This window comes from Mycobacterium sp. NGS22, assembly GCF_059813095.1.
The window spans coordinates 335,688-357,204 of record NZ_JCALDY010000001.1; the positions used below are offsets into that span (position 1 = coordinate 335,688).

A 21,517-nucleotide genomic window follows, 5' to 3' on the forward strand; every position below is an offset into this window, starting at 1 on the left:
CCTGGCGCTCAAGACATGGGCGTGTGCGGTCCGGGTCGACTATCCCGCGCGTAGGTTCTCCACCCGAGACGGGGCATATACCTCGGCCAGGAACTGCTCGACCGCCACCGCGGTGTGCGCCGCGCGGGTCGACCCGAAGATGTCGAAAGCATGCTGCGCGCAGGGCAATTCGGCGTAGACGACCGGCTGGCGGCTGACCTCGCGGAGCCGCGCGGTGAAACTGCGGGCCTGCTCCACCGGAATCAACGAGTCGTTGACGCCGTGCAGCACGAAGAACGGTGGCGCGTCTTCGGACACGTGGGTGATGGGCGAAGCCAGCCGGAACGGCTCGACGATGTCGGCCCGCCCGAGCTTGAACACGCGCTTGGCCATCATTGCGTGCATCATCGGATGCACCGCGTCGTCGCGGGTGAAGTCGTAGAACCCGTAGAACGGCACGGCAGCCTGCACCCGGGTGTCGGCGTCTTCGAAGTCAGGCTGGAACAGCGGATAGTTCGGGGTGAGCGCGGCGAGCGAAGACAGGTGCCCGCCGGCCGAGCCGCCGGTGATCGCGATCCAGTTCGGGTCGCCGCCGTATTCGGCGATGTGCTCTTTGGTCCACGCGATGGCCCGTTTGACGTCGACGATCTGGTCCGGCCAGGTCGAGCGCGGGCTGAGCCGGTAGTTCACCGACACACAGACCCAGCCCAGCTCGGCCAGGTGGCTCATCAACGGATGTGCTTGTCCGCGTTTGTTTCCCACCATCCAGGCACCGCCGTGCACCTGCAACAGCACCGGCGCCCGCCCGTCGCGGTCGAGATCGGGGCGGCGCCAGATGTCGAGATGGTTGCGCGAACCGAACTCCCCGTAGCTGATGTCGCTGTCGTGGGCGTAGTCGCGCCAGATGCGCAGCATGCGTGCCGGGCCCGGCTTCTTCGCCGTCGCACCATCGGGCGCCGGACGCTTCCACAGGTCGGCCCCGTCGGTGCGGCGGTCGGGACCCAGCCCTTCGTCCAGCGCCGCCGTCAGCGTCTCCTGGGCGGTGTGCCCGGCGCGACGCAGCCCCAGCAGGGCCAGCCAGGATGCGCAGGCCAACCCCCAACTCAGCAGACTTATCCGCGGCGACCGCCGAGGAGTTACCGCGGCCAGGGCGGCGACGTGCGCGGCCAGCCCATACAACGGCAGTTCCGAAGCGAACAGTCCGTAGCCGAACGCGTAGCCCGCGCCATAACCGCGCTTGCTGAACGGGCGATAACCGTTGGCCGCGAACACCACCCCGGCCAGCGCCACCAGGATCGCCGCTATCCGCTTCATCGTCTTCCCTCCCGTCGCTGGTTGACCAATCTATCCGGTCGCTCCCGCCGAACCTCGGCCAAGCGCCCCCTCCCTTCCCGCCGAGCAGACGCAAAATCCCCCTATCACCCCGTGATTTGGGGGATTTTGCGTCTGCTCGCCATAGCAAGCTAACCCAGGCGGTGGGCCGCGGCGGCAATCCGCTCGTCGGTGGCGGTCAGGGCGACGCGCACGTGCTGCGCGCCCGCGGGACCGTAGAAATCACCGGGAGCCACCAGGATGCCGCGTTGCGCCAGCCAGGAAACGGTCTCGTGGCAGCCCTGACCGCGGCTCGCCCACAGGTAGAGGCCGGCCTCGGAGTGATCGACGGTGAAGCCCGCCGAGCGCAGCGCCGCCAGCAAGACCGCGCGGCGCTGCGCGTAGCGCTCCCGCTGCACCTTCTCGTGGTCGTCGTCGTCCAGCGCGGCGACCATCGCGGCCTGCACCGCGGTCGGCACGATCATCCCGGCGTGCTTGCGCACCGCCAGCAACTCGGCGACCACACCCGCGTCCCCGGCGACGAAGCCCGCCCGGTAGCCGGCCAGCGACGAACTCTTCGACAACGAGTGCACGGCCAGCAACCCGGTGTGGTCGCCCTCGCAGACCGACTGGTGGAGCACCGACAGGGGTGCCGACCCGTTCTCCAGGTCCCACGCCAGCCCGAGGTAGCACTCGTCGGACGCCACCAGCACCCCGCGCTCACGCGCCCACCCGACCACCTTGCGCAGGTGTTCGACCCCGAGTACCCGGCCGGTGGGGTTGCTCGGCGAGTTCAGGTAGATCAGCGCCGGGGTCTGCGGTCCCAGCTGAGTCAGTGAGTCCGCGCGCATCACCTGGGCCCCGGCCAGCCGCGCACCCACGTCGTAGGTGGGGTAGGCGAGTTCCGGCACCACGACCACGTCGCCGGCACCGAGCCCCAGTAGTGTCGGCAACCAGGCGATGAGTTCTTTGGTGCCGATCACCGGCAGCACCGCGGATTCCGCCAAGCCGGTGACGCCGTAGCGACGGGCCAGTGCGGACACCGCGGAGTCCCGCAACCTGCGGGTGCCCGCGGTGGCGGGGTAGCCGGGTGCCGCTCCGGCGGCCGTCAACGCCTCCTGGATCAGCGGCGCGACCGGATCGACGGGGGTGCCGACCGACAGGTCGACGATGCCGTCGGGATGGGCCGCCGCGGTCGCCTTCGCCTCGGCCAGGGTGTCCCACGGAAACTCTGGCAAGGACGCCGACACCGGTTGCCGGCGGCGCAGCAGCGGATTCAGTCCTCGCCCTGGGGCGGCAGGTCCTTGACCGCTTGCGGGTCGTTTTCGGTCAGCCCGACCTTGGCCGCCCCGCCCGGGGAGCCCAGCTCGGCGAAGAAGTCCGCATTGATCTGCGTGTACTGGCTCCACTGCTCGGGCACGTCATCTTCGTAGTAGATGGCCTCGACCGGGCAGACCGGCTCGCAGGCGCCGCAGTCCACGCACTCGTCGGGGTGGATGTACAGCATCCGAGCGCCCTCGTAGATGCAGTCGACGGGGCATTCCTCGATGCACGCCTTGTCCTTGATGTCGGTGCAGGGCTGGGCAATCACGTACGTCACGGACGTCTCCTCAACGTGTCCTCCATGAACAAGTGGGCTGTCGGCTGCACGGCCTGGGGGCGTCCAAGCCGCGAACCGGTACTGCTTTGGTTACTGATACTAGACGTTGCACATACAGGCCGACCAAATGGCACGCCCGTAAATATGTCCAGTCATGGTGCACCTCGCGGCATAACCGGGTGCAACCACCCCTATGCTGCGCGGATGGCGCTTCCCCACGCTGGTCTCGTCTCCCGCAGCGCCACCCATGCCGGACGCTGCGGACGATGGAGAACGACGGCTGGGCGGAACTCGCACGCTGGATCGCCGAGCCGCTCGACCCGACCGCCCGGCCGAGGTGATGCGTTGAGCCACAACGGTCCTCGTGAGATCGCCGCCCAGATGCGCGGCGCCGAGGAGAACCGGTGAACTACCCGAACCTGTTGTCTCCGTTGGATCTCGGCTGCACCACGTTACGCAACCGGGTGGTCATGGGGTCGATGCACACCGGGCTGGAAGACCGCGCCGGCAACATCGATCGACTGGCCGGCTACTTCGCCGAACGCGCCCGCGGCGGCGTCGGGCTCATCGTCACCGGTGGGTACGCGCCCAACCGCACCGGTTGGCTGCTGCCGTTCGCCTCGGATCTGACGACCTCGCGGCAGGCACGACGGCATCGTCGCGTCACCCGCGCGGTGCACGACGAGGGCGGCAGGATCCTGCTGCAGATCCTGCATGCCGGACGCTATGCCTACCACCCGCTTTCGGTCAGTGCATCGTCGATCAAGGCGCCCATCAACCCATTTCGGCCGCGCAGACTGAGCGGTCGTGGTGTCGAATCGACCATCGCCGATTTCGTGCGGTGCGCTCGGTTGGCGCGTGACGGTGGCTACGACGGCGTCGAAATCATGGGCAGCGAAGGCTATCTGGTCAACCAGTTCCTGGCGCCACGCACCAACAAGCGCACCGATTCCTGGGGCGGCTCCGCGATCAACCGCCGCCGATTTCCGGTCGAGATCGTGCGCCGCACCCGGGCCGCCGTCGGACCCGATTTCGTCATCTCCTACCGCATGTCGCTCGCCGACTACGTCGAGGAAGGCCAGAGTTGGGACGAAATCCTCGCGCTGGCAACCGAAGTCGAAGCCGCCGGCGCCACCGTCATCAACTCCGGGTTCGGCTGGCACGAGGCGCGAGTACCCACGATCGTGACCTCGGTCCCCAACAGCGCGTTCGTCGCCATCAGCAGCGCGTTGGCCGGACACGTCGGCATCCCCGTGATCGCGTCCAACCGGATCAACATGCCGCAAGCCGCCGAACAGATCCTTACCGACACCGGAGTGCAACTGGTCTCGATGGCCCGACCCCTGCTGGCGGACCCGGAGTGGGTGCACAAAGCCGCAGCCGGCCACGCCGACGAGATCAACACGTGCATCGCCTGCAATCAAGCGTGTCTGGACCACGCATTCGCCCGTAAGACGGTGTCGTGCCTGCTCAACCCGCGCGCCGGACACGAGACGAAGCTGGTGCTGGCGCCGGCCCGGCACACCCGGGACGTGGCCGTCGTCGGCGCCGGCCCCGCCGGATTGGCCGCGGCGGTCAGCGCCGCACAGCGCGGACACCGGGTCACGTTGTTCGACGCGAACGACTTCATCGGCGGCCAGTTCGACCTGGCTCGCCGCATTCCCGGCAAGGAGGAGTTCGGCGAGACCATCCGGTACTTCTCGACCATGCTGGCGAAGTTCGGCGTCGACGTTCGGCTGGGCGCCCGGGTGGGCGCCCACGACCTGGCCGACTACGACGTCGTCGTACTGGCCACCGGCGTATCGCCACGCGTCCCGGACGTCCCCGGTATCGACCATCCCAAGGTGCTGACCTACGCCGAGGCCATCACCGGCGCCAAGCCGGTCGGCAAGACGGTGGCCGTCATCGGCGCCGGCGGCGTCGGCTTCGACGTCGCCGAACTCCTGGTGACCGAGCAGTCGCCGACGTTGAACGTCAAGGAGTGGAAGGCCGAATGGGGAATCGTCGACTCGCACGAGGGTCCCGCGGACCTGCGGGGAGCCCTGGTCCCCGCTTTGCCTACCCCGGCGGCCCGAGTGGTCTACCTGCTGCAGCGCAGCAAGGGCCCGCAGGGACGGAGACTGGGTAAGACCAGCGGCTGGGTCCATCGAGCTTCGTTGCAGGCCAAAGGCGTGCACCAGCTGTCCGGGGTGAACTACGAGCGGGTCAGCGACGCCGGCCTGCACATCAGCTTCGGCCCGGACCGGCGGCGTCGCCAGATACTCGCGGTGGACAGCGTCGTGGTGTGCGCCGGTCAGGATTCGGTGCGCGATCTCCAGGACGAGCTACGCCGGACGGGGGTCGATCCCTACGTCATCGGCGGGGCGGCCGTTGCCGCCGAATTGGACGCCAAACGCGCGATCAGACAGGGCACCGAGCTCGCGGCCAGGCTGTGAAAAACCTTTGAAGGTAGCCCGTTGGGCGGCGGTCCGAGGCCGTTCGCCCTGCGCGAAACTGCCGCTCATACCCGCTCTGACCTGCGAAAAGTTACATCTGGCGGGGATCTGGCGATAACAATTCTGATGGGAGCATGCCCAGGGAGCCTGGTAGCCTTTAACGCAGACGGCAACCGCTGGGCAGATGTCGTCGCCGTCTTGTCGACGGTGCAATAAGTTGGGGAAGGTGTCCAAAATGTTGTCGTTTACCAAAGTAGCCGTGGTGGCTGGGGGCTTGGCAGTGTCGCTGGGCTTGGGGACCGGTGTCGCCTCCGCCGACCCGCTGGATGCGGCCGTTAACTCGACCTGCAACTACGGGCAGGTCATGGCCGCGCTCAACGCGCAGGACCCGGCGGCAGCCGCGCAGCTCACCGCCTCGCCGGTGGCGACCGGTTGGCTGAACTCCTTCATCGCCTCACCGCCGGCAAAGCGCCGGCAGATGGCGGCGCAGTTGCAGGCCATGCCGGGCGCCGCGCAGTATGTGGGGCTCGTCGAGTCCGTTGCAGTTTCCTGTAACAACTACTGAGTCCTGACCCGCAAGCGCAACGCCGTGATCCTCCGGGATCGGGTGCGTTGCGCTTGCGGCGTTTATGCCGCCAGTGATGCGTAGGTGGTGGTCCGCTGACGCGCGGGCCGTCCGATGCCCTCGGCGATAGCGACCAGCTCAGCAACGGTCTTCGCCGACCCGTGCTCTGAGCCGGCCATCCGCGAGATGGTTTCCTCCATCAGCGTGCCGCCCAGGTCGTTGGCGCCGCCGTTGAGCATCGCCTGGGTGCGTTCGACGCCGAGCTTCACCCAACTGGTCTGGATGTGGGAGATGCGGCCGTGCAGCATGATCCGCGCCAGGGCGTGCACCGCGCGGTTGTCCCGGTGGGTCGGTCCGGGGCGCGCCGCGCCGGCCAGGTACAGCGGCGAGTTCTGGTGCACGAACGGCAACGGCACGAACTCGGTGAAGCCGCCGGTGCGGTCCTGAATGCCCCGCAGCACGTTGAGGTGCCCGATCCAGTGCCTGGGGTTGTCGACGTGGCCGTACATCATCGTCGACGACGACCGTAGGCCCACCTCGTGCGCGGTGGTGACGATCTCGACCCACAGCGACGTCGGCAACTTGCCTTTGGTGAGCACCCAGCGGACCTCGTCGTCCAGGATTTCCGCGGCCGTGCCCGGGATGGTGTCCAGACCGGCCTCGCGCAGACTGGTCAGCCAGTCCCGGATGCTCAGCCCGCTCTTGGTGACTCCGTTGGCGATCTCCATCGGCGAGAACGCGTGCACGTGCATCGAGGGCACCCGGGCCTTGACCGCCCGCACCAGGTCCGCGTAACCGGTCACCGGCAATTCGGGGTCGATGCCGCCCTGCATGCAGATCTCGGTGGCCCCGGCGACGTGGGCCTCCCACGCGCGGTCGGCCACCTCCTGCGCCGACAGCGAGTACGCGTCGGCGTCGCCCTTGCGTTGCGCGAAGGCACAGAACCGGCATCCGGTGTAGCAGATGTTGGTGAAATTGATGTTGCGGTTGACCACGAACGTCACGTCGTCGCCCACCACCTCGCGGCGCAACGAATCAGCCAGCGCGGCAACGGCTTCCAGCGCCGGACCCTCGGCGGTGGCCAAGGCCAGATACTCGTCGTCGGTGCAGCCGCCCGGATCCCGTTCCGCCGCGCGCAACGCGGCGAGCACGTCGGTGTCTAGGCGCTCTGGCGCTGTGGCTCCCTGAGCCGCGAGCTCATGCACCCGCGACCGGATGGATTCCCAGTCGCCGAAAGCACTTTCGAGGTCGCTGCGGGCCTCGGTGTTGCGGCCCTCGGAGTCGATCGCGGCGCCCAGGTCCACCCGGCCCGAGGAGGCCACCTCGTCGGGCTCCTGCCACGGCATGCCCACCGGGTTGACGTCGCGCGCGAAGCCGGTCACCGGGTCGGCAAGTGCCGCAACATGTCCCCGCACCCGCGGATCGATCCACGCCGCTCCGGCCTGCACAAATTTGGGCTGCGCGGTCAGCCGCTGCACCAGGTCGTAGCCGGCCTGAGCGGTGACGGCGGCCAGGTCATCCAGTGCGGGCCAGGGACGTTCGGGGTTGACGTGATCGGGAGTCAGCGGCGAAACCCCACCCCAGTCGTCGACACCGGCGGCCACCAAGGCCAGGCATTCCTCGCGCGACACCAGGTTCGGCGGCGCCTGGATGCGCATACCCGGACCCAGCACCAAGCGCGCCACCGCCACGGTGGCCAGGTAGTCGTCGATGCCGGCGTCGGGCACGGCGGCCATCGCGGTGCGTTCCTTGGCCCGGAAGTTCTGCACGATCACCTCTTGGACGTGACCGAACTCTTTGTGCGACTTGCGAATCGCGTGCAACGTGTCCGCCCGCTCGGCCAGCGTCTCGCCAATACCCACCAGCAGACCGGTGGTAAACGGGATCGACAGCCGGCCGGCGTCGGTCAGGGCGCGTAGCCGTACCGCGGGGTCTTTGTCCGGGCTGCCGTAGTGCGCAAGGCCTTTGGTCTCGAACAGCCGTCGCGACGTCGTCTCCAGCATCATGCCCATCGACGGCGCCACCGGCTTGAGCCTCGACATCTCCGACCACGTCATCACGCCCGGGTTCAGGTGCGGCAACAGGCCGGTCTCCTCCAACACCCGGATGGCCATCGCTCGCACGTAGGACAACGTGGAGTCGTAGCCGCGTTCCTCGAGCCACTGGCCCGCCTCGGCCCAGCGGTCTTCGGGACGGTCGCCGAGGGTGAACAACGCTTCCTTGCAGCCGAGTTCGGCCCCGCGGCGGGCCACGTCGACGATCTCGTCGGGCTCCATGTAGAGGCTCATGCCCTGGGCGCGCAGCCGGCCCGGGACGGCGACGAACGTGCAGTAGTGGCAGTTGTCCCGGCACAGGTGGGTGACCGGGATGAACACCTTGCGCGAGTAGCTGATCGGCAGCCGGCCACTCGGGCCGAGCCGTCCGGCCGACCGCAGACCGGCATCGCGCACCCGGGCCGCGCTGGCGCACAGGTCGGCGAGATCGTCGCCACGCGCGGTCATCGCGACCGCCGCTTCGTCGAGGTTCAGCGCGACGCCGTCCCGGGCCCGCCGCAACACGCGGCGCAACGCCGAGGGGCTGGCTTTGGGCGGTACGGCGGGGTTGGGCAGAGCCGTGGGCTCCGGCGGTTGCGGCGTCAAGGGCACGTTGGTGTAACTTCCCCGTGCGGCCGTTTCATCCACGTCACCCATACGTCCTGTTCTGCGGGAAACCTGGGCATCCCTGGCGCCATACGCGCAACAGTAGCGGCAGGCCGGCCAGCACTCGCGACTGACCGGGACGCGCGATTCGGCGGATTCTCGGCCGAGTGGGACAATGGTGGCCGATTACCGCGATACGATCTGTATCTGGCCGCCGCGCGGAAGTAGCCGCGACGGTGGCCGCTGGTATCACGTAAGGGTGAGTGAGATGTCGTTCTTGCATGCAGCGCCGGAGGCGCTGAAGGCTGCGGCGTCCAATATCGCCGGCATCGGCACGGAGATCAGTTCGGCCAACGCGGCAGCCGCTGCACCCACCACTAGCGTTGTCGCAGCGGCCGCCGACCAGGTGTCCGCCCAGGTCGCCGCCCTGTTCTCCAGTCACGCCCGCGGCTACCAGCAGCTCAGTTCCGAGGTGTCGGCGTTCCACGAAAAGGTCGTGCAGGCCCTGGGAGCGAGCGCCAACGCCTACACCAACGCCGAGTCCAGTGCGGCGCGGACCCTGATGAGCGTGGTCAACGGGCCGGCCGAACAACTGGTCGGCAAATCGGCCATCCCGACCTCGGCTGCCGGCCTGGCCGGTGAGGTGCGTAGCGCTTTGTCCGGCATCCAGAGTCCGGGCATCGGCAATCTGTTCGGGGCACTGAAGCTTGCACCGACCGGTGGGATCAGCGGCCTCGCGGCCACCAGCGGCCTGTTGGGCCCGGCCGCGGCGGCACCGGCAGCGATCCTCCCGGTGTCATGGGCGACCGCGATCGAGAACGCCTACATCGCTTTCGAGCCGTATGTCGAATACGGCTTCAACCTGGCCGCCTATCTGGCCGGCTGGTTGCCGTGGGTCGGCATCCTGGGGCCGCAGATCAACTTCTTCTACTACCTGTTCGAACCGATGGTGCAGAGCGGCCTGTTCAACACACTCGACTTCTTAAGCGGGACAGTCAGTTTCGCGCAGGGTTTGAACAACTTCTGGTCTGCCACCTCGGCGTCGATCAGCCAGTTCATCAACACCGAAATCAACTGGTTCTTCAGCTTCTTTCCGCCGCTGCCGCCGTTCCCGCCGCTGCCCTGAGCCTTCCTCAGCCCTGCCGGTGCCGGCGCCACAACACCCATGCCGGCGGCGCCACCCCGAGCACGATCAGCAGCAGCGCCCCGTAGGCCATCAAGCCCGCACCGCCCAGGACGACGTCACCGCCCGGACCTCCCAAACTCAGCACCGCCACCGTCAGCAACCAGGTCCACAGCGGCAGCGCGGCGAATCGCGGCGACGTGGTCCATCGTCCGGCGGCCCACACCAGGGCGGCGTTGAGCAGTCCGCTGAGCAGCGCGCTCACCGGGAACGGAATCGAGCCGATATAGGAGGGCAGCAGCAGAGCACCGATGAGGGCGGACAACACACCGTCGACGGCCAGCAACGCCAATACAACAAACCTGATAGCTGGATCCGTCGCGCCGCTCTCTTCGACCGAGGCGGCGCGTGGTTTGGTGTCGGTCAGGTCGGGACGCTGTCGAGCTGGGAGACGATCGATCCCAGTATCCACTGGAAGCTGTCGAGGCGGTCCTGCCAGTGTTGCAGGTTAGGGTCCAGGTCGGGGTCCATGTGAATGCCTTCCTAGTCCTGTCTCGGTCCTGTCTCGGTCGTGTCATGGAGCCTGTCGAGGCTGTAGAGGCTCCTTTTCGAAGCCTACGTGCCCGCGCCGTCGAATCCCAGACCGGCAAGCAGATCGGTTTCCCAGCCCCGTTCGTCGCGGTCGCCCGCCTCTCCGGTGACGAGGACATAGTGCTCGTTCGCCAGGATGGGCAGGGCCAGATTGTTGGACAGCGCGCAGGCCCTTCCGGTAGGGCCGACGACCACCTGAGTGGCGTGCGCGGCCAGCGCCGCGGTCTTGGCGGCCCGCGCGTCGGCGTCGGCCTCGATGACGGCCGTGATGGCGTCGTCTGGGTACCCGAACGGGATGTCCGCCGGCGGCAGCACCCAGTCGGGGCGCAGGTCGTCCGGGACCAGGCCGCGTATTTCCGCGGCCACGGCGTCACGGCCCAGGACGGTCCAGTAGAACTTCGGCACCGGCCACGGCTCCCCCGCGCTCGGATAGTCCTGGCCGCCGGCTGCCGCCACCGCGGCCGTGCACACCGCGTGGGCCCGCACATGGTCGGGATGTCCGTACCCGCCGTCAGGGTCGTAGGTGACGACGACGTGCGGGCGTAGCTCGCGGATCAGCGCCACCAGCGCGCCGACCGCCTCGTGCTCGTCGGCGTCGACGAAGCGGGTGACGGAACCGGACCCGGTGCGCGGCTCGGTGCCGGCCATGCCGGAATCGCGCCAGTGCCCGGCGCCGCCGAGATAGATCGGTTCGTCGATGCCCAACGCGGCCAGAGCCCGACGGAGTTCGCCGATGCGGTAGCCGCCGAGTTGGTCGGCCCGCTCGGCGGCGAGCTGAGCCCAGCGGTCGCCGATTATCTCGCCTTCCTCGCCGAGGGTGCAGGTGACGACATGGACCTGCGCGCCGCGCGCGGTGTAGTGCGCGATGGTGGCGCCGTTGCTCAGGCTTTCGTCGTCGGGATGCGCATGCACGAACAGCAGCCGCGGCTTGGACATGGACGCACACTACCCGGCGGCCGGGCCGCGATCGGAAAATCCACCTTCGCTGACCGATAGGAACGCCGACGCCTACTATCGTCGGATGGCGCAGCTGACCCGACCCATCGGCCGGAGTCGCCGACGCGGCGAAGTGCTCGAACGTGCGCTGTACGCGGCGACGGTGGCCGAACTGGCCGCGGTCGGGTACGGACGGCTGACGATGGAAGGCATTGCCGCGCGCGCCCACACCGGGAAGGCGGCGCTGTACCGGCGCTGGACCAGCAAGCACGACCTGGTGCAGGCCGCCCTGATTCACACCTTGCCGCCGCTGCCGGAGCCACGGCCGGGCCGATCAGCGCGGGAGAATCTGCTGACGGTGTTCACCGCGCATCGCGACGTGTTGGCCGGCAAGACCGACTTTCCCGGTCTGGAGATCATCAGCCAGCTGATACACGAGCCCGAGCTGCGCACGATCTTCACCGACGCCGTGGTGGCGCCGCGGATGAAGATCGTGGAGTCGATCCTGCAAACCGCGGTCGCCGACGGCGAACTCGATCCCGCGACGCAGACGCCGCTCAGCGCGCGAGTGGGACCGGCGTTGATCTACCAGCACTTCATGCTGACCGCCACACCGCCGACCCGGCGCGAGCTGGTACTGATCGTCGACACCGTGATACCGCCGAAACCTCCGGTGCCGCAGGCTGATTAAGCAGCGAACGGTTCGGTGAACAGACCGATCAGGTTGGCGCCGGCCGCCAGACCCTGATCGAAAGCCCCGACCACGCCGCCGATCTGGCCGCCGTTGAAGGATTGAGCCCCGGTGCCTTGCAGCAAGCTCGAGGTGAAATTGGACGGTACCGGCGCGCCGAAGAACAGGTCCACGGCCTGCTCCCCGGTACCCACCAGCAGGTTGCCTACGTTGAAGCCGCGGTTGAGAACCCCGTTGAGCGCGCTGTCGGTGCCGAAAAACGCCCGCTCAAAGGCGATTTCGTTGGCGACCAGCGCCTGGTTGAAGGTCATTTGATTGGCGACCAGGTTGGAGTTGAAACCGATCTGCATCTGCTCCAATTGCGCGAACGGGATCGCCGGGACACCGGTGGTTCCGGCGCTCGGCACCAGACCTAACACATTGGCCGGGACGGTCAAGCCCTGGTAAAAGGCACCGGCGAGGCCGCCGATCTGACCGCCGTTGAAGGGTTGAGCTCCGGAACCGAGCAACAGGCTGGAAGTGAAGTTCGCCGGTGTCGGCGCGCCGAAGAACAAGTTGACCGCCTGCTCGCCGGTGCCCACCAACAGGTTGCCGACATTGAAGCTGCGGTTGATGACCCCGTTGAGGGCGCTGTCGGTGCCGAAAAACGCCCGCTCGAAAGCGATCTCATTGGACACCAGCGCCTGGTTGAACGCCAGCTCGTTGGCTACCAGGTTCGAGTTGAAAGCGAGCTGGGACTGCTCCACCATCTGGAGCGGGCCCGCGGCGGCCGCCTGCAACGGGGCGACGTTCGCAGCCTCGGCGGCGGCGTAGGCGTTGGCGCCGCCACGCAGGGCTTGCACGAATTGCTCATGGAACTGCGAAGCATGCGCGCTGAGTTGCTGGAAAGCCTGACCGTGCGCGCCGAACAACGATGCAATGGCCGCCGATATCTCGTCGGCGCCGGCCGGCAACACCGCCGTCGTCGCTTCCGCTATCGAACTGCTCGCGGTGCCGATCGCGGAATTGATGCCCGCGAGATCCGTGGCTGCCGCCGCCACGAACTCCGGCACCGTCGTCAAATAGGACATCGCGGACCTCCCCACCCGTGCCACGCACGGCCCTCCCCGGCCGGTCGTGTAGCTGTGTCAACGATCAGATGCTAGCGACGCAGGCGGCGACGGATGGCGTCTTTCTCCAAAACGAATTAGACAAACCGATCTGGATTCGTTTCGTGGATACCCGGTCAGGGGAGGGGCTGATCGACCTCGACGTCCACGCCCGCGTCGACGCTGACATCGAAGAGCCCGTTGAACGCGGTTTGGAAGGGCGTCAGCACGGAACTGATCACGGAGGCGTCGAACAGGAACTTCTGCACCGTGGCGCCGAGCAGGCCCCCCGCGGTGAACCCACCGAACACATCGGTCGGAGCGCTGACCAGCAAGGTTCCGGTCAAATCCCCGGCGGGAATTCCGAGCAGGGCATTGATCGCCGCCTGCGGTGTACCGACCAGCAGCAGGTTGAGGCCGTTGAGAGCGTTGTTGACCGCTCCGTTGAGCGCACCGCCGGTGCCGAAGATGCCCAGCTGCAAGAGCTGTTCGTTGGCAACCAGGTTGGTGTTGAAGGCCAGCTGGGCGTTGACCAGAGCATCCAAGTTCGCGGGGGTCAGCCCCAGCTGCGTCAGCAGCGCGACATCGAGTCCCGGCACACCACCCAGGGCTGTGTTCAGCGAAAGCAGCTGCTGCACAACACCTGTCAACCCACCGACCGGCGGGAAGCCGCCGCCGAGCGCCAGCGTGGGGCTGACCAGCAGGTCGGCGGTCAGGTTGACCGCCGGGGCACCCACGACACCGTTGAACAGTTGCGCGCCGGTGCCCAGCAGCAGGTTGCCGGCGTTGAGCAGATAGCCGGCCGGGCCGAGCAGCGCCGCGGGCCCGAGCAGAGCGGTGACCAGTGCCTGCTCGTTGATCACCAGGGCCTGGCTGAAAGCGATCTCGTTGGCGACCAACGAACCCAATACGCTGCCTTGAAGTTGGTTCAACCCCGCCAGACCGGCCGTGGGAAGGCCCGCCACGGTGTTCACCAGCGCGGCGAGTGCGGCGGTGTCTCCGCTGAAGGCTCCGGTCAGCGCCGCGTTGAGCTGCGCGCTCAGCGGACCGAGGCCGCCGGTGAGGTTGGCCGCCAACGCGGGCAGGTTCAGCGCGAAACCGCTGCCGAGGCCGGCGAGTGCGGCGTTGAAACTGGCTGCCAGGCCTTCCAGGTTCAGTGGGAATCCGCCCGGCAGCGCGGGCAGCACCAGACCGAAGTCCAGGGCGGGCAGGCCGCCGAGGAAATTGCCGGACAGTGCCCCAGACAGGGCGGCATTCAGCTGAGCATTCAGGTTGGACAGGCCGCCGCTGATGTTGGCCGTCAGGGCTGGCAGGTTGACGCCGAAGTTGCCCGCCAGCGCGGCGAAGTCGGGCAGGCCGCCGGCGAAGCTTCCCGAGATGGCCGAGTTCAGCTGGGCAGCCAGCGAGCCGCCGGTCTGCGCCAAGGCATCCAGACCCGCATTGATGTTGCTGCTCAGCGACCCACCGGTCTGCGCCAGCGCGGACAGGTTGGCCAGACCGGCATTCACTTGCGCGATCCCGGCATTGACCTGCGCGATCACCGAGTTACCCGCCTGCACCAGTCCGGCGAGCTCGGGGGTCAAGCTGAAGTTGCCCGACAGCGCGGCATTGAGTTGGGCGCCAAGGGCATTCAGGCCGCCGCTGAAGGCACCGGAGAGGCCGCCGAAGCCGACGTTTCCGGTGCCGTTGACCGCCAGACTCGCGTTGAAGTCGGCCGGAATCTGGGCGCCCACCACCAGATTCAACGCCTGCTGGCCCGCGCCTATAACGGAGTTGAAGGAGGTCAGACCCGCGTTGATCGCACCGTTCAGTGCGGTGTCGGTGCCGAAGATCAACTGCTGCAGACTGAGCTCGGCGCCCACCAGCGCCCGGTTGAACGAAACCTCGGCATTGACCAAGTTGGCCGTGAATGCGGCATGCGCCTGGGCGAAGACGTCCAGCGGGGCGGCCGGTGCGGCCAGCAGGCCCGACAAGGTCTGCACCGCACCCGTCTCGGCCGCCACATACGCGTTCGCGCCCGCCGCGACTGTCTGGACGAACTGCCCGTAGGACGCGGCCACCTGGCCGCTGAGCTGCTGATATCCGAGGCCGTTCTGGGAGAAGAGCGCGGCGATCGCGACCGATACCTCGTCCTGCGCCGCGGACACCAGAGCGGTCGTCGACCCCGCCACCGCCGCATTGGCGGCGCTGAGCGCCGAACCGATGCCTTCGAGTTGCGCGGCGAACGAAGCCATTATTTGTGGCTCGACAAAGACAAACGACATGGTGACCCCTCACCTAGCAAAATTGCTGGCTTACCCCTGTTCGCCAGGTAGCCCCCGACAGCACCTGGTCGAACGTATCGCGGGTGTTGACCACCGGCGCCGATTCCAAACCATAATTTCGATAACAATTTGTCACGAGCACAATTGGCCGCCGCGGACGTCGGCCCGGGCGCCCGCCAGACCGCGCCCGCATCGGCGTCACGCCTGGTGAAGGGCCGTTTTGGATTACGGGCCGGTCTTGACCCACTGCCCGGCGTCACCGACGATCCCGACCGGCACCACGCCGGTGAGGCTGACGTTCTGCACGCTGGGTCCCGCCGCGACGATCGTGGTGTCCTGCAGGATCGGCAGCACCGTCGACATGTTCCACAGTCGCGGTTCCACCGCGGTGATGACGTCGTTGATGTTCTTGGTTCCGTTGAGCGCGGCCTCGATGTTCGATTCGATGCTGCGATCGCAGATTCCGGTGAGGTTGGACGGCGCTTTCACCAGCGCCCCGGGGTCCGGCGGACGGCTGGAAGTGGTGGTGTCGGGTCCGATCGACGAGCTCGCCGCGGTCGAGCCGGCCGGACTGCTGGTCGGCGTAACCGGCGGCGAGATCTGCGTGGCCTGCAACGCTGGGCAGCCGAAGCGGGACGCCAGCGACGTGGCCAGGTTCCCACCGGCCTGATGCCAGCCCACCAGGGCGTCGACTTGGTGGTTGTTCAACGCGTCGCGGTACAGCGCCACCGGGTCCAGCGCCAGCACGCTGGCGGCGATCCCGACATTGCGGAGCTGGTCGGCGGCGGTGTTGGCGACGGCCACCGCGGTCGGGTCGTTGGCCGCCACCCCGATGACCAGCGACAGCTGTTTGCCGTCCTTGCTGATCCGGCCCCGGATGACTTCCGGAGGCCCGGCGCTCGCCGTGGTGGTGGTATTCGGCCCCGGCGGCGCCGGGGACACCGACGTAGTGCTTTCGATCTGGAACCCGGAAGCTTCCAACAGGCCCAGTGCCGCCGTCGTGCTCATCGCCGGCGGAGCGGTCGGCACATAGCCCGGGTCGCTCGGCGACCGGATCTGGGCCTGGTCCAAGGTGACCGTGTTGTCGCTGCCGGCACCCACCGCGGCCAGCAGGTCGACGTCGATCAACCCCAGGATCGCTTTGCGCACTTGGGAATCGGCCAGCTTGGCCTCGTTGGCCCGCAGTGTCAGCTGCATGACGCGCGGCGTCACGATCCGGGCGGTCCGCACGTCGGGAATCGCCGACAACTGCGCGAAAGCGGCCGAACCGCCGTGCACCTGGGCCACCTGGGTGTCGCCGTTACGCACCGAATCCGCCAACGCGGCCGGCGCCCCGGCGCGGCGGAACTGGATCAGCGCCGGCTTGGCGGGCTGGCCCCAGTAGCGGTCGTTGCGAGCGATCAGGATCTCGTCGCGCTGGGGATCGATGTTCTCCACCCGGAACTGACCACCGGTGACCGGTAACGCACGCGCCAGCCCCGACGTGAACCCGCCCGGCACATCCTTGACGATGTGCGCGGGCAGCAGGTTGTTGAACAACTCCCGCCACGCCGGATACGGCTGGGTGAAGGTCACCACGGCCTGCTTGCCACCCTCGAGTGACTGGACCGAGGTGATCAGGTCATAGCCGGCCGGGTCCACCACGCCGGGCTGGCTGACCATCTGCCGCCACAGGTACCAGAAGTCGTCGGCGGCGATCGGCGCGTTGTCGGTCCACTGCGCCTCCGGGCGGATCTTGTAGGTGACCGTGAACGGATTTTCACCGGTCACCTCAGCCGAGACCAGCAGCGTCGGATCCATCTCCCAGCGCGAACCCGTCGACGAATTCGGGTCGGGTACCGGCCGGAACGCGCTCGGCAGCACCAGCGCGCTGATCGCGGCATTCACCGGAGACAGGTCGGAGAGCAGGTGCGGGTTGAAGCCGGCGCCGATCGAGTCGATGCCCATGATGATCTGGGTGGGGTGCTGCGGGGGTGGGGGCACGTTGTGCGGGGTGTCGGTGCTCTGCGGCGCCGGCGGCGGACTCACCGTGCAACCCGACAACACCAGGCCGATGGCCGCGACCAGCACACCGACCGCTACCAGGACGTGGCGGGCTCGGTGCAGCACGCCCATCAGGGTATCGAGCCGCACGCGGCCTAGCCCCGAGCCTTCGCCCGCGACCGGCTGCGTGCTCTCGAGGTCGCGTCGAGCTCGACTTTGCGGACCCGCACGATCTCCGGGGTCACCTCCACGCATTCGTCGGCCGCGCAGAACTCCATGGCCTGTTCCAGATCCAGTTCGAGCGGCCGGGCCAGCGTCTCCATCACGTCGGCGGTCGAGGAGCGCATGTTGGTCAGCTTCTTCTCGCGGGTCACGTTGACGTCGAGATCCTCAGCGCGAGGGTTGATCCCGACGACCATGCCCTCGTAGGTGTCCTGCCCGGGCTCGACGAAGAACTGGCCGCGGTCGGCGAGCTGCAGCATCGCGAACGGAGTGATGCTGCCGGTGCGGTCGGACACGAGTGAACCGGTGTGCCGAGCCCGGATCTCGCCGGCCCACGGCCGGTAGCCGTCGAACACGGCGTTGGCGATGCCGGTGCCGCGGGTGAGGGTGAGGAAGTCGGTGCGGAAGCCGATAAGCCCGCGGCTGGGGACGATGAAGTCCATCCGGACCCAGCCAGCGGCATGGTTCTTCATTTCTTCCATGCGTCCCTTGCGACCTGCCATCAACTGGGTGATGGCACCGACGAATTCCTCGGGACAGTCGATCGTCATCGCCTCGAACGGCTCGTGCAACTTGCCGTCGATGGTGCGGGTGACCACCTGCGGCTTGCCGACGGTGAGCTCGAAGCCTTCCCGGCGCATCTGCTCCACCAGCACCGCCAGCGCCAGCTCGCCGCGGCCCTGCACCTCCCAGGCGTCGGGCCGGCCGATGTCGACGACCCGGATCGAGACGTTGCCGACGAGTTCGGCGTCCAGCCGGTTGCGGACCATGCGCGCGGTCAGTTTGTGACCGGATACCTTGCCGGCCAGCGGCGAGGTGTTGGTGCCGATGGTGACCGAGATGGCCGGCTCGTCGACGGTGATGCGCGGCAGGGCGTGGGCGTGGTCGGGGTCGGCCAGCGTGTCACCGATCATGATCTCGGGAATGCCGGCGATGGCGACGATATCTCCAGCTGTCGCTTCGTTCGTCGCGCTGCGTTCGACGCCTTCGGTGGCCAGCAATTCGGTGATCTTGGCGCTGGTGATGACCGGCAGCCCGTCCACCTCGCGCATCCACGCCACCTGCTGGCCCTTGCGCAGCCTGCCGTTGTAGATGCGGACCAGGGCGAGGCGACCCAGGAACGCCGAGGCGTCCAGGTTGGTGACCAACGCCTGCAGCGGCGCCTCGGGGTCGCCTTTGGGCGGCGGGACGTGTTCCTCGAGCACCTCGAACAGCGGATCCAGGTTGGTGCCGTCCGGGACCTGGCCGTCGGGCGGCTGCGCGGTGCTCACGATGCCGGCGCGTCCGGACGCGTACAACGTCGGCAGGCCCAGCGCGTGCTCGGCGGCCGCGGCGGCCTCGTCGTCCAGGTCGGTGGCGACGTCGAGCAACAAGTCGTGGCTGGCCTCGACGACTTCGGCGATGCGCGCGTCGGGCCGGTCGGTCTTGTTGACCACCAGGATCACCGGCAGATGCGCGGCCAGCGCCTTGCGCAGCACGAACCGGGTCTGCGGTAGCGGGCCTTCGGACGCGTCGACCAGCAGCAGCACCCCGTCCACCATGGACAGGCCGCGCTCCACCTCGCCGCCGAAGTCCGCGTGTCCGGGAGTGTCTATGACATTTATTACTGTGACGGTCCCGTCCGGGTGGTGGCGGTGCACGGCGGTGTTCTTGGCCAGGATGGTGATGCCCTTTTCCTTCTCCAGATCACCGCTGTCCAGGACGCGTTCCTGCACTTCACCGCGCTCGTGCAGCGCGCCGGACTGCCGCAGCATCGCGTCGACCAGGGTGGTTTTGCCGTGGTCGACGTGGGCGACGATGGCGACATTGCGGAATGGCACGTCGGTGATTGTGGCAGTGGGGCCGCCGGATAGCGAACTGGGCGTGATCCGCTCTCGACTCTGAGTCTTTCGCTGTTGACTCTGCGCCTAGGGCGCGAAAGTGCGAGTAAGTTGCGACCTCAGCGCAGAATCAACGTGTTGGACCGCAGGACAGGGCACGGATCAGGTCGGGCAACCAGGCGCGATCAGCGGGCACCCAGTCGACCTCGGGCAGTTCGGCCGTGGTCACCCAGCGCAGCGCCCGGTGATCATGCGGCTGTGGGTCACCGCGCAGCAGGTGCACGCGATAGGCCCGTAAGACCGTCGACGAGTTCAGCGTGACGTCCTCGCCCAGCCGCTCCCCGACCGCGACGTCGACTCCGAGTTCCTCGGCCAGTTCACGGGCCAGCGCGGCGGGTTCGGATTCTCCGTCGGTGACCTTGCCGCCGGGCAGTTCCCACAGGCCGGCGAGCTCAGGAGGTCGTTCCCGTTGCGCCACCAGAAGGGCCGACCCGGCGACGATGGCGCCGGCGACGACGACCTGGTTCGGCATGGGCAGTGAGGGTATACCTAGCTGCTATGGCTGTGTTATCGGACGAGCAAGTAGACGCTGCACTGCCCGACCTGGACGGCTGGGAGCGGGTCGACGGCACGATACGCCGGGCGGTCAAGTTTCCGGCGTTTCTCGACGGGATCGACGCGGTGCGCCGGGTGGGCGAGCACGCCGAATCCAAGAATCATCATCCGGATATCGACATCCGTTGGACGACAGTGACTTTCGCGTTGGTGACACATTCCGAGAACGGCATCACTCAGAACGACATCGACATGGCGCGCGCCATCGACGGGATCGTCGGCAGTTGACGCTCCGGCTTCTGGGCCCGCCCGTCACGCTGGCGTGACGCTCCGGTTTCAGGGCCCGCCCGTCACGCTGGCGTGACGTTGGGCGTCGGCCGTCGCGCTGGCGTGACGCTTCGGCTTCTGGGCCCGCCCGTCACGCTGGCGTGACGTTGGGCGTCGGCCGTCGCGCTAGCGTGACGTTCGGCGCAGCGCGGGCGATCCAACCCAGCGTCGCCACCGCGGCCACCACGTAGACCGTCCCCGCCCAGGCCAGGTACCACGGCCTGCTGATCACCCAGATGGTCGGCTGCGCGAAGCTCAGCAACCACGGCACGCCGACAATGGTGAGCACCAGCCAGCCCCACCCCAGGATCTTGGCTCCCAGCCGCTCCCGCAGCGGCCCATGAAGCAGCCAGATCATCAGCGGGACCAGCCACACCCAGTGATGGGTCCAGGAGATCGGCGACAAGAGCAGCCCGAACAGCTCGACCACCAGCAACCGGCCCAGCTGATCGGTGGGCTCCAGCGCCCGCCAGGCCAGGACGGCAACGACCGCCGTCACCGCGATCGCGGCCAGCACCGGTGGCCCGTAGCCGGCATCGTGGCCGAGAATGCGTGAGATCGCGCCGCGCCAGGACTGGTTGAACGACGTCGCGATCGGACCGATGCGGTGCGCGTCGCCGAGCAGATCGGTGAAGTAGTACCTCGCCTGCTCACCGACAACCAGCAACGACACTCCGACCGTGGCGAGGAAGACCGCCATCGAGAACAGCGCCGCCGCCCAGCGGCGCGCGCCCAGCAGGTACAGCCCGGCAATCGCCGGGGTCAGCTTGACCCCGGCGGCGAGACCGACCAGCAAACCCGAAAGCCACCACCGGCTGGTGTGGACCGCCGCCAGCACCGCCAGCACCAGGAACACGTTGATCTGTCCGTAGTCGAAGTTGCTGCGCAGCGGTTCGATCCAGATGGCGATCGCCGTCCACAACAGCGCCACCCGCCGGTCCGAACCAATGCCGATCAGCAGCTGACTGATCCGCACCACCCCGTACAGTGCCGCCACGATCGCGACGTGCCACAGCAGGGCAAGCAGCCCGAACGGCACCGCGTGCAGCGGATATAGCAGCACCGCAGCAAAGGGCGGATAGGTGAACGGCAGCGGGAAGTCCGGAGTCTGGTCGGCGTAGACGTAGCTGTACAGCGTGCCGGGGTGGTTCAGGGCGGCGGCCCCGCCCACGTAGACGTGCAGGTCGACGAAGTTTGCGCCGTGCGGCGACAGGTAGGTCCAGCCGAACCTGGCGGCGACGCTGAGGATCAGGAGCAGCGGCGCCACCGTCGCCAGCGAAAGCGCGCGTCGCCGGCCGGTGGTTGCCGCCGGGGCGGCCGATGTCGTGTCTATCCGACCGACTTTAGTCAGCGCGCCGGGTCGATAACGACCACGCAACGAATCCCTG

At 67.9% G+C, this 21,517-nt stretch carries 17 protein-coding genes; 5 read left to right on the forward strand and 12 right to left on the reverse strand.

Annotated elements, in window-relative coordinates:
- Positions 1 to 39 precede the first annotated feature (39 nt).
- From AC5Y47_RS01490 to fdxA, 3 genes are all read right to left on the reverse strand, one after another.
- Positions 40 to 1,293, reverse strand: a complete 1,254-nt coding sequence (locus AC5Y47_RS01490) for an alpha/beta hydrolase fold domain-containing protein (protein ID WP_499941291.1) — start codon at positions 1,291 to 1,293, stop codon at positions 40 to 42.
- A 149-nt stretch (positions 1,294 to 1,442) separates the two neighbouring features.
- Positions 1,443 to 2,540, reverse strand: coding sequence for a succinyldiaminopimelate transaminase (dapC, locus tag AC5Y47_RS01495; protein WP_499941293.1), 1,098 nt, complete (start codon positions 2,538 to 2,540; stop codon positions 1,443 to 1,445).
- Between the two features lie 26 nt (positions 2,541 to 2,566).
- Positions 2,567 to 2,890 (reverse strand): ferredoxin, encoded by a 324-nt coding sequence (fdxA, locus tag AC5Y47_RS01500; RefSeq protein WP_499941294.1) that lies wholly within the window; start codon positions 2,888 to 2,890, stop codon positions 2,567 to 2,569.
- Between the two features lie 404 nt (positions 2,891 to 3,294).
- On the opposite strand from fdxA, the gene AC5Y47_RS01505 reads away from it, so the two are divergent.
- On the forward strand, positions 3,295 to 5,325 hold the full coding sequence (locus tag AC5Y47_RS01505) for an FAD-dependent oxidoreductase (protein WP_499941296.1): 2,031 nt from the start codon (positions 3,295 to 3,297) through the stop codon (positions 5,323 to 5,325).
- Between the two features lie 235 nt (positions 5,326 to 5,560).
- Complete coding sequence (locus AC5Y47_RS01510) at positions 5,561 to 5,890, forward strand: hemophore-related protein (protein WP_499941422.1); 330 nt, start codon at positions 5,561 to 5,563, stop codon at positions 5,888 to 5,890.
- 62 nt (positions 5,891 to 5,952) lie between these two features.
- Here AC5Y47_RS01510 and AC5Y47_RS01515 read toward each other — a convergent pair whose 3' ends face one another.
- On the reverse strand, positions 5,953 to 8,580 hold the full coding sequence (locus AC5Y47_RS01515) for a bifunctional FO biosynthesis protein CofGH (protein WP_499941298.1): 2,628 nt from the start codon (positions 8,578 to 8,580) through the stop codon (positions 5,953 to 5,955).
- Positions 8,581 to 8,797: 217 nt separating this feature from the next.
- On the opposite strand from AC5Y47_RS01515, the gene AC5Y47_RS01520 reads away from it, so the two are divergent.
- Positions 8,798 to 9,655, forward strand: coding sequence for a PE family protein (locus AC5Y47_RS01520; RefSeq protein ID WP_499941300.1), 858 nt, complete (start codon positions 8,798 to 8,800; stop codon positions 9,653 to 9,655).
- A 7-nt stretch (positions 9,656 to 9,662) separates the two neighbouring features.
- On the opposite strand, the gene AC5Y47_RS01525 is transcribed toward AC5Y47_RS01520, so the two are convergent.
- Positions 9,663 to 10,124 (reverse strand): hypothetical protein, encoded by a 462-nt coding sequence (locus AC5Y47_RS01525; RefSeq protein ID WP_499941302.1) that lies wholly within the window; start codon positions 10,122 to 10,124, stop codon positions 9,663 to 9,665.
- A gap of 143 nt (positions 10,125 to 10,267) precedes the next feature.
- Positions 10,268 to 11,179: an N-acetyl-1-D-myo-inositol-2-amino-2-deoxy-alpha-D-glucopyranoside deacetylase gene (gene mshB, locus AC5Y47_RS01530; RefSeq protein WP_499941304.1), complete on the reverse strand. Its 912-nt coding sequence runs from the start codon at positions 11,177 to 11,179 to the stop codon at positions 10,268 to 10,270.
- Positions 11,180 to 11,264: 85 nt separating this feature from the next.
- Between mshB and AC5Y47_RS01535 the strand changes: the two genes are divergently transcribed.
- Complete coding sequence (locus AC5Y47_RS01535; protein WP_499941306.1) at positions 11,265 to 11,870, forward strand: TetR/AcrR family transcriptional regulator; 606 nt, start codon at positions 11,265 to 11,267, stop codon at positions 11,868 to 11,870.
- Here AC5Y47_RS01535 and AC5Y47_RS01540 read toward each other — a convergent pair.
- The 5 genes from AC5Y47_RS01540 to AC5Y47_RS01560 all read right to left on the reverse strand — a co-directional run bounded on the left by AC5Y47_RS01540 (position 11,867) and on the right by AC5Y47_RS01560 (position 19,779).
- Positions 11,867 to 12,940, reverse strand: coding sequence for a PE family protein (locus tag AC5Y47_RS01540; protein WP_499941308.1), 1,074 nt, complete (start codon positions 12,938 to 12,940; stop codon positions 11,867 to 11,869). The two genes, AC5Y47_RS01535 and AC5Y47_RS01540, sit on opposite strands and share 4 nt — an antisense overlap.
- 155 nt (positions 12,941 to 13,095) lie before the next feature.
- Complete coding sequence (locus AC5Y47_RS01545) at positions 13,096 to 15,222, reverse strand: PE family protein (protein WP_499941309.1); 2,127 nt, start codon at positions 15,220 to 15,222, stop codon at positions 13,096 to 13,098.
- A gap of 225 nt (positions 15,223 to 15,447) precedes the next feature.
- Entirely contained in the window at positions 15,448 to 17,337 is a 1,890-nt protein-coding gene (locus AC5Y47_RS01550) for an ABC transporter family substrate-binding protein (protein WP_499941423.1), read from the reverse strand.
- Positions 17,338 to 17,360: 23 nt separating this feature from the next.
- The gene (gene typA, locus AC5Y47_RS01555; RefSeq protein ID WP_499941311.1) at positions 17,361 to 19,247 is read right to left on the reverse strand and encodes a translational GTPase TypA; all 1,887 of its coding nucleotides are present in this window, start codon (positions 19,245 to 19,247) and stop codon (positions 17,361 to 17,363) included.
- A 130-nt stretch (positions 19,248 to 19,377) separates the two neighbouring features.
- Complete coding sequence (locus AC5Y47_RS01560) at positions 19,378 to 19,779, reverse strand: (deoxy)nucleoside triphosphate pyrophosphohydrolase (protein ID WP_499941313.1); 402 nt, start codon at positions 19,777 to 19,779, stop codon at positions 19,378 to 19,380.
- A gap of 26 nt (positions 19,780 to 19,805) precedes the next feature.
- Between AC5Y47_RS01560 and AC5Y47_RS01565 the strand changes: the two genes are divergently transcribed.
- Positions 19,806 to 20,090: a 4a-hydroxytetrahydrobiopterin dehydratase gene (locus AC5Y47_RS01565; protein WP_499941315.1), complete on the forward strand. Its 285-nt coding sequence runs from the start codon at positions 19,806 to 19,808 to the stop codon at positions 20,088 to 20,090.
- A gap of 130 nt (positions 20,091 to 20,220) precedes the next feature.
- Here AC5Y47_RS01565 and AC5Y47_RS01570 read toward each other — a convergent pair whose 3' ends face one another.
- The gene (locus AC5Y47_RS01570; RefSeq protein WP_499941317.1) at positions 20,221 to 21,507 is read right to left on the reverse strand and encodes a mannosyltransferase; all 1,287 of its coding nucleotides are present in this window, start codon (positions 21,505 to 21,507) and stop codon (positions 20,221 to 20,223) included.
- Positions 21,508 to 21,517 lie beyond the last annotated feature (10 nt).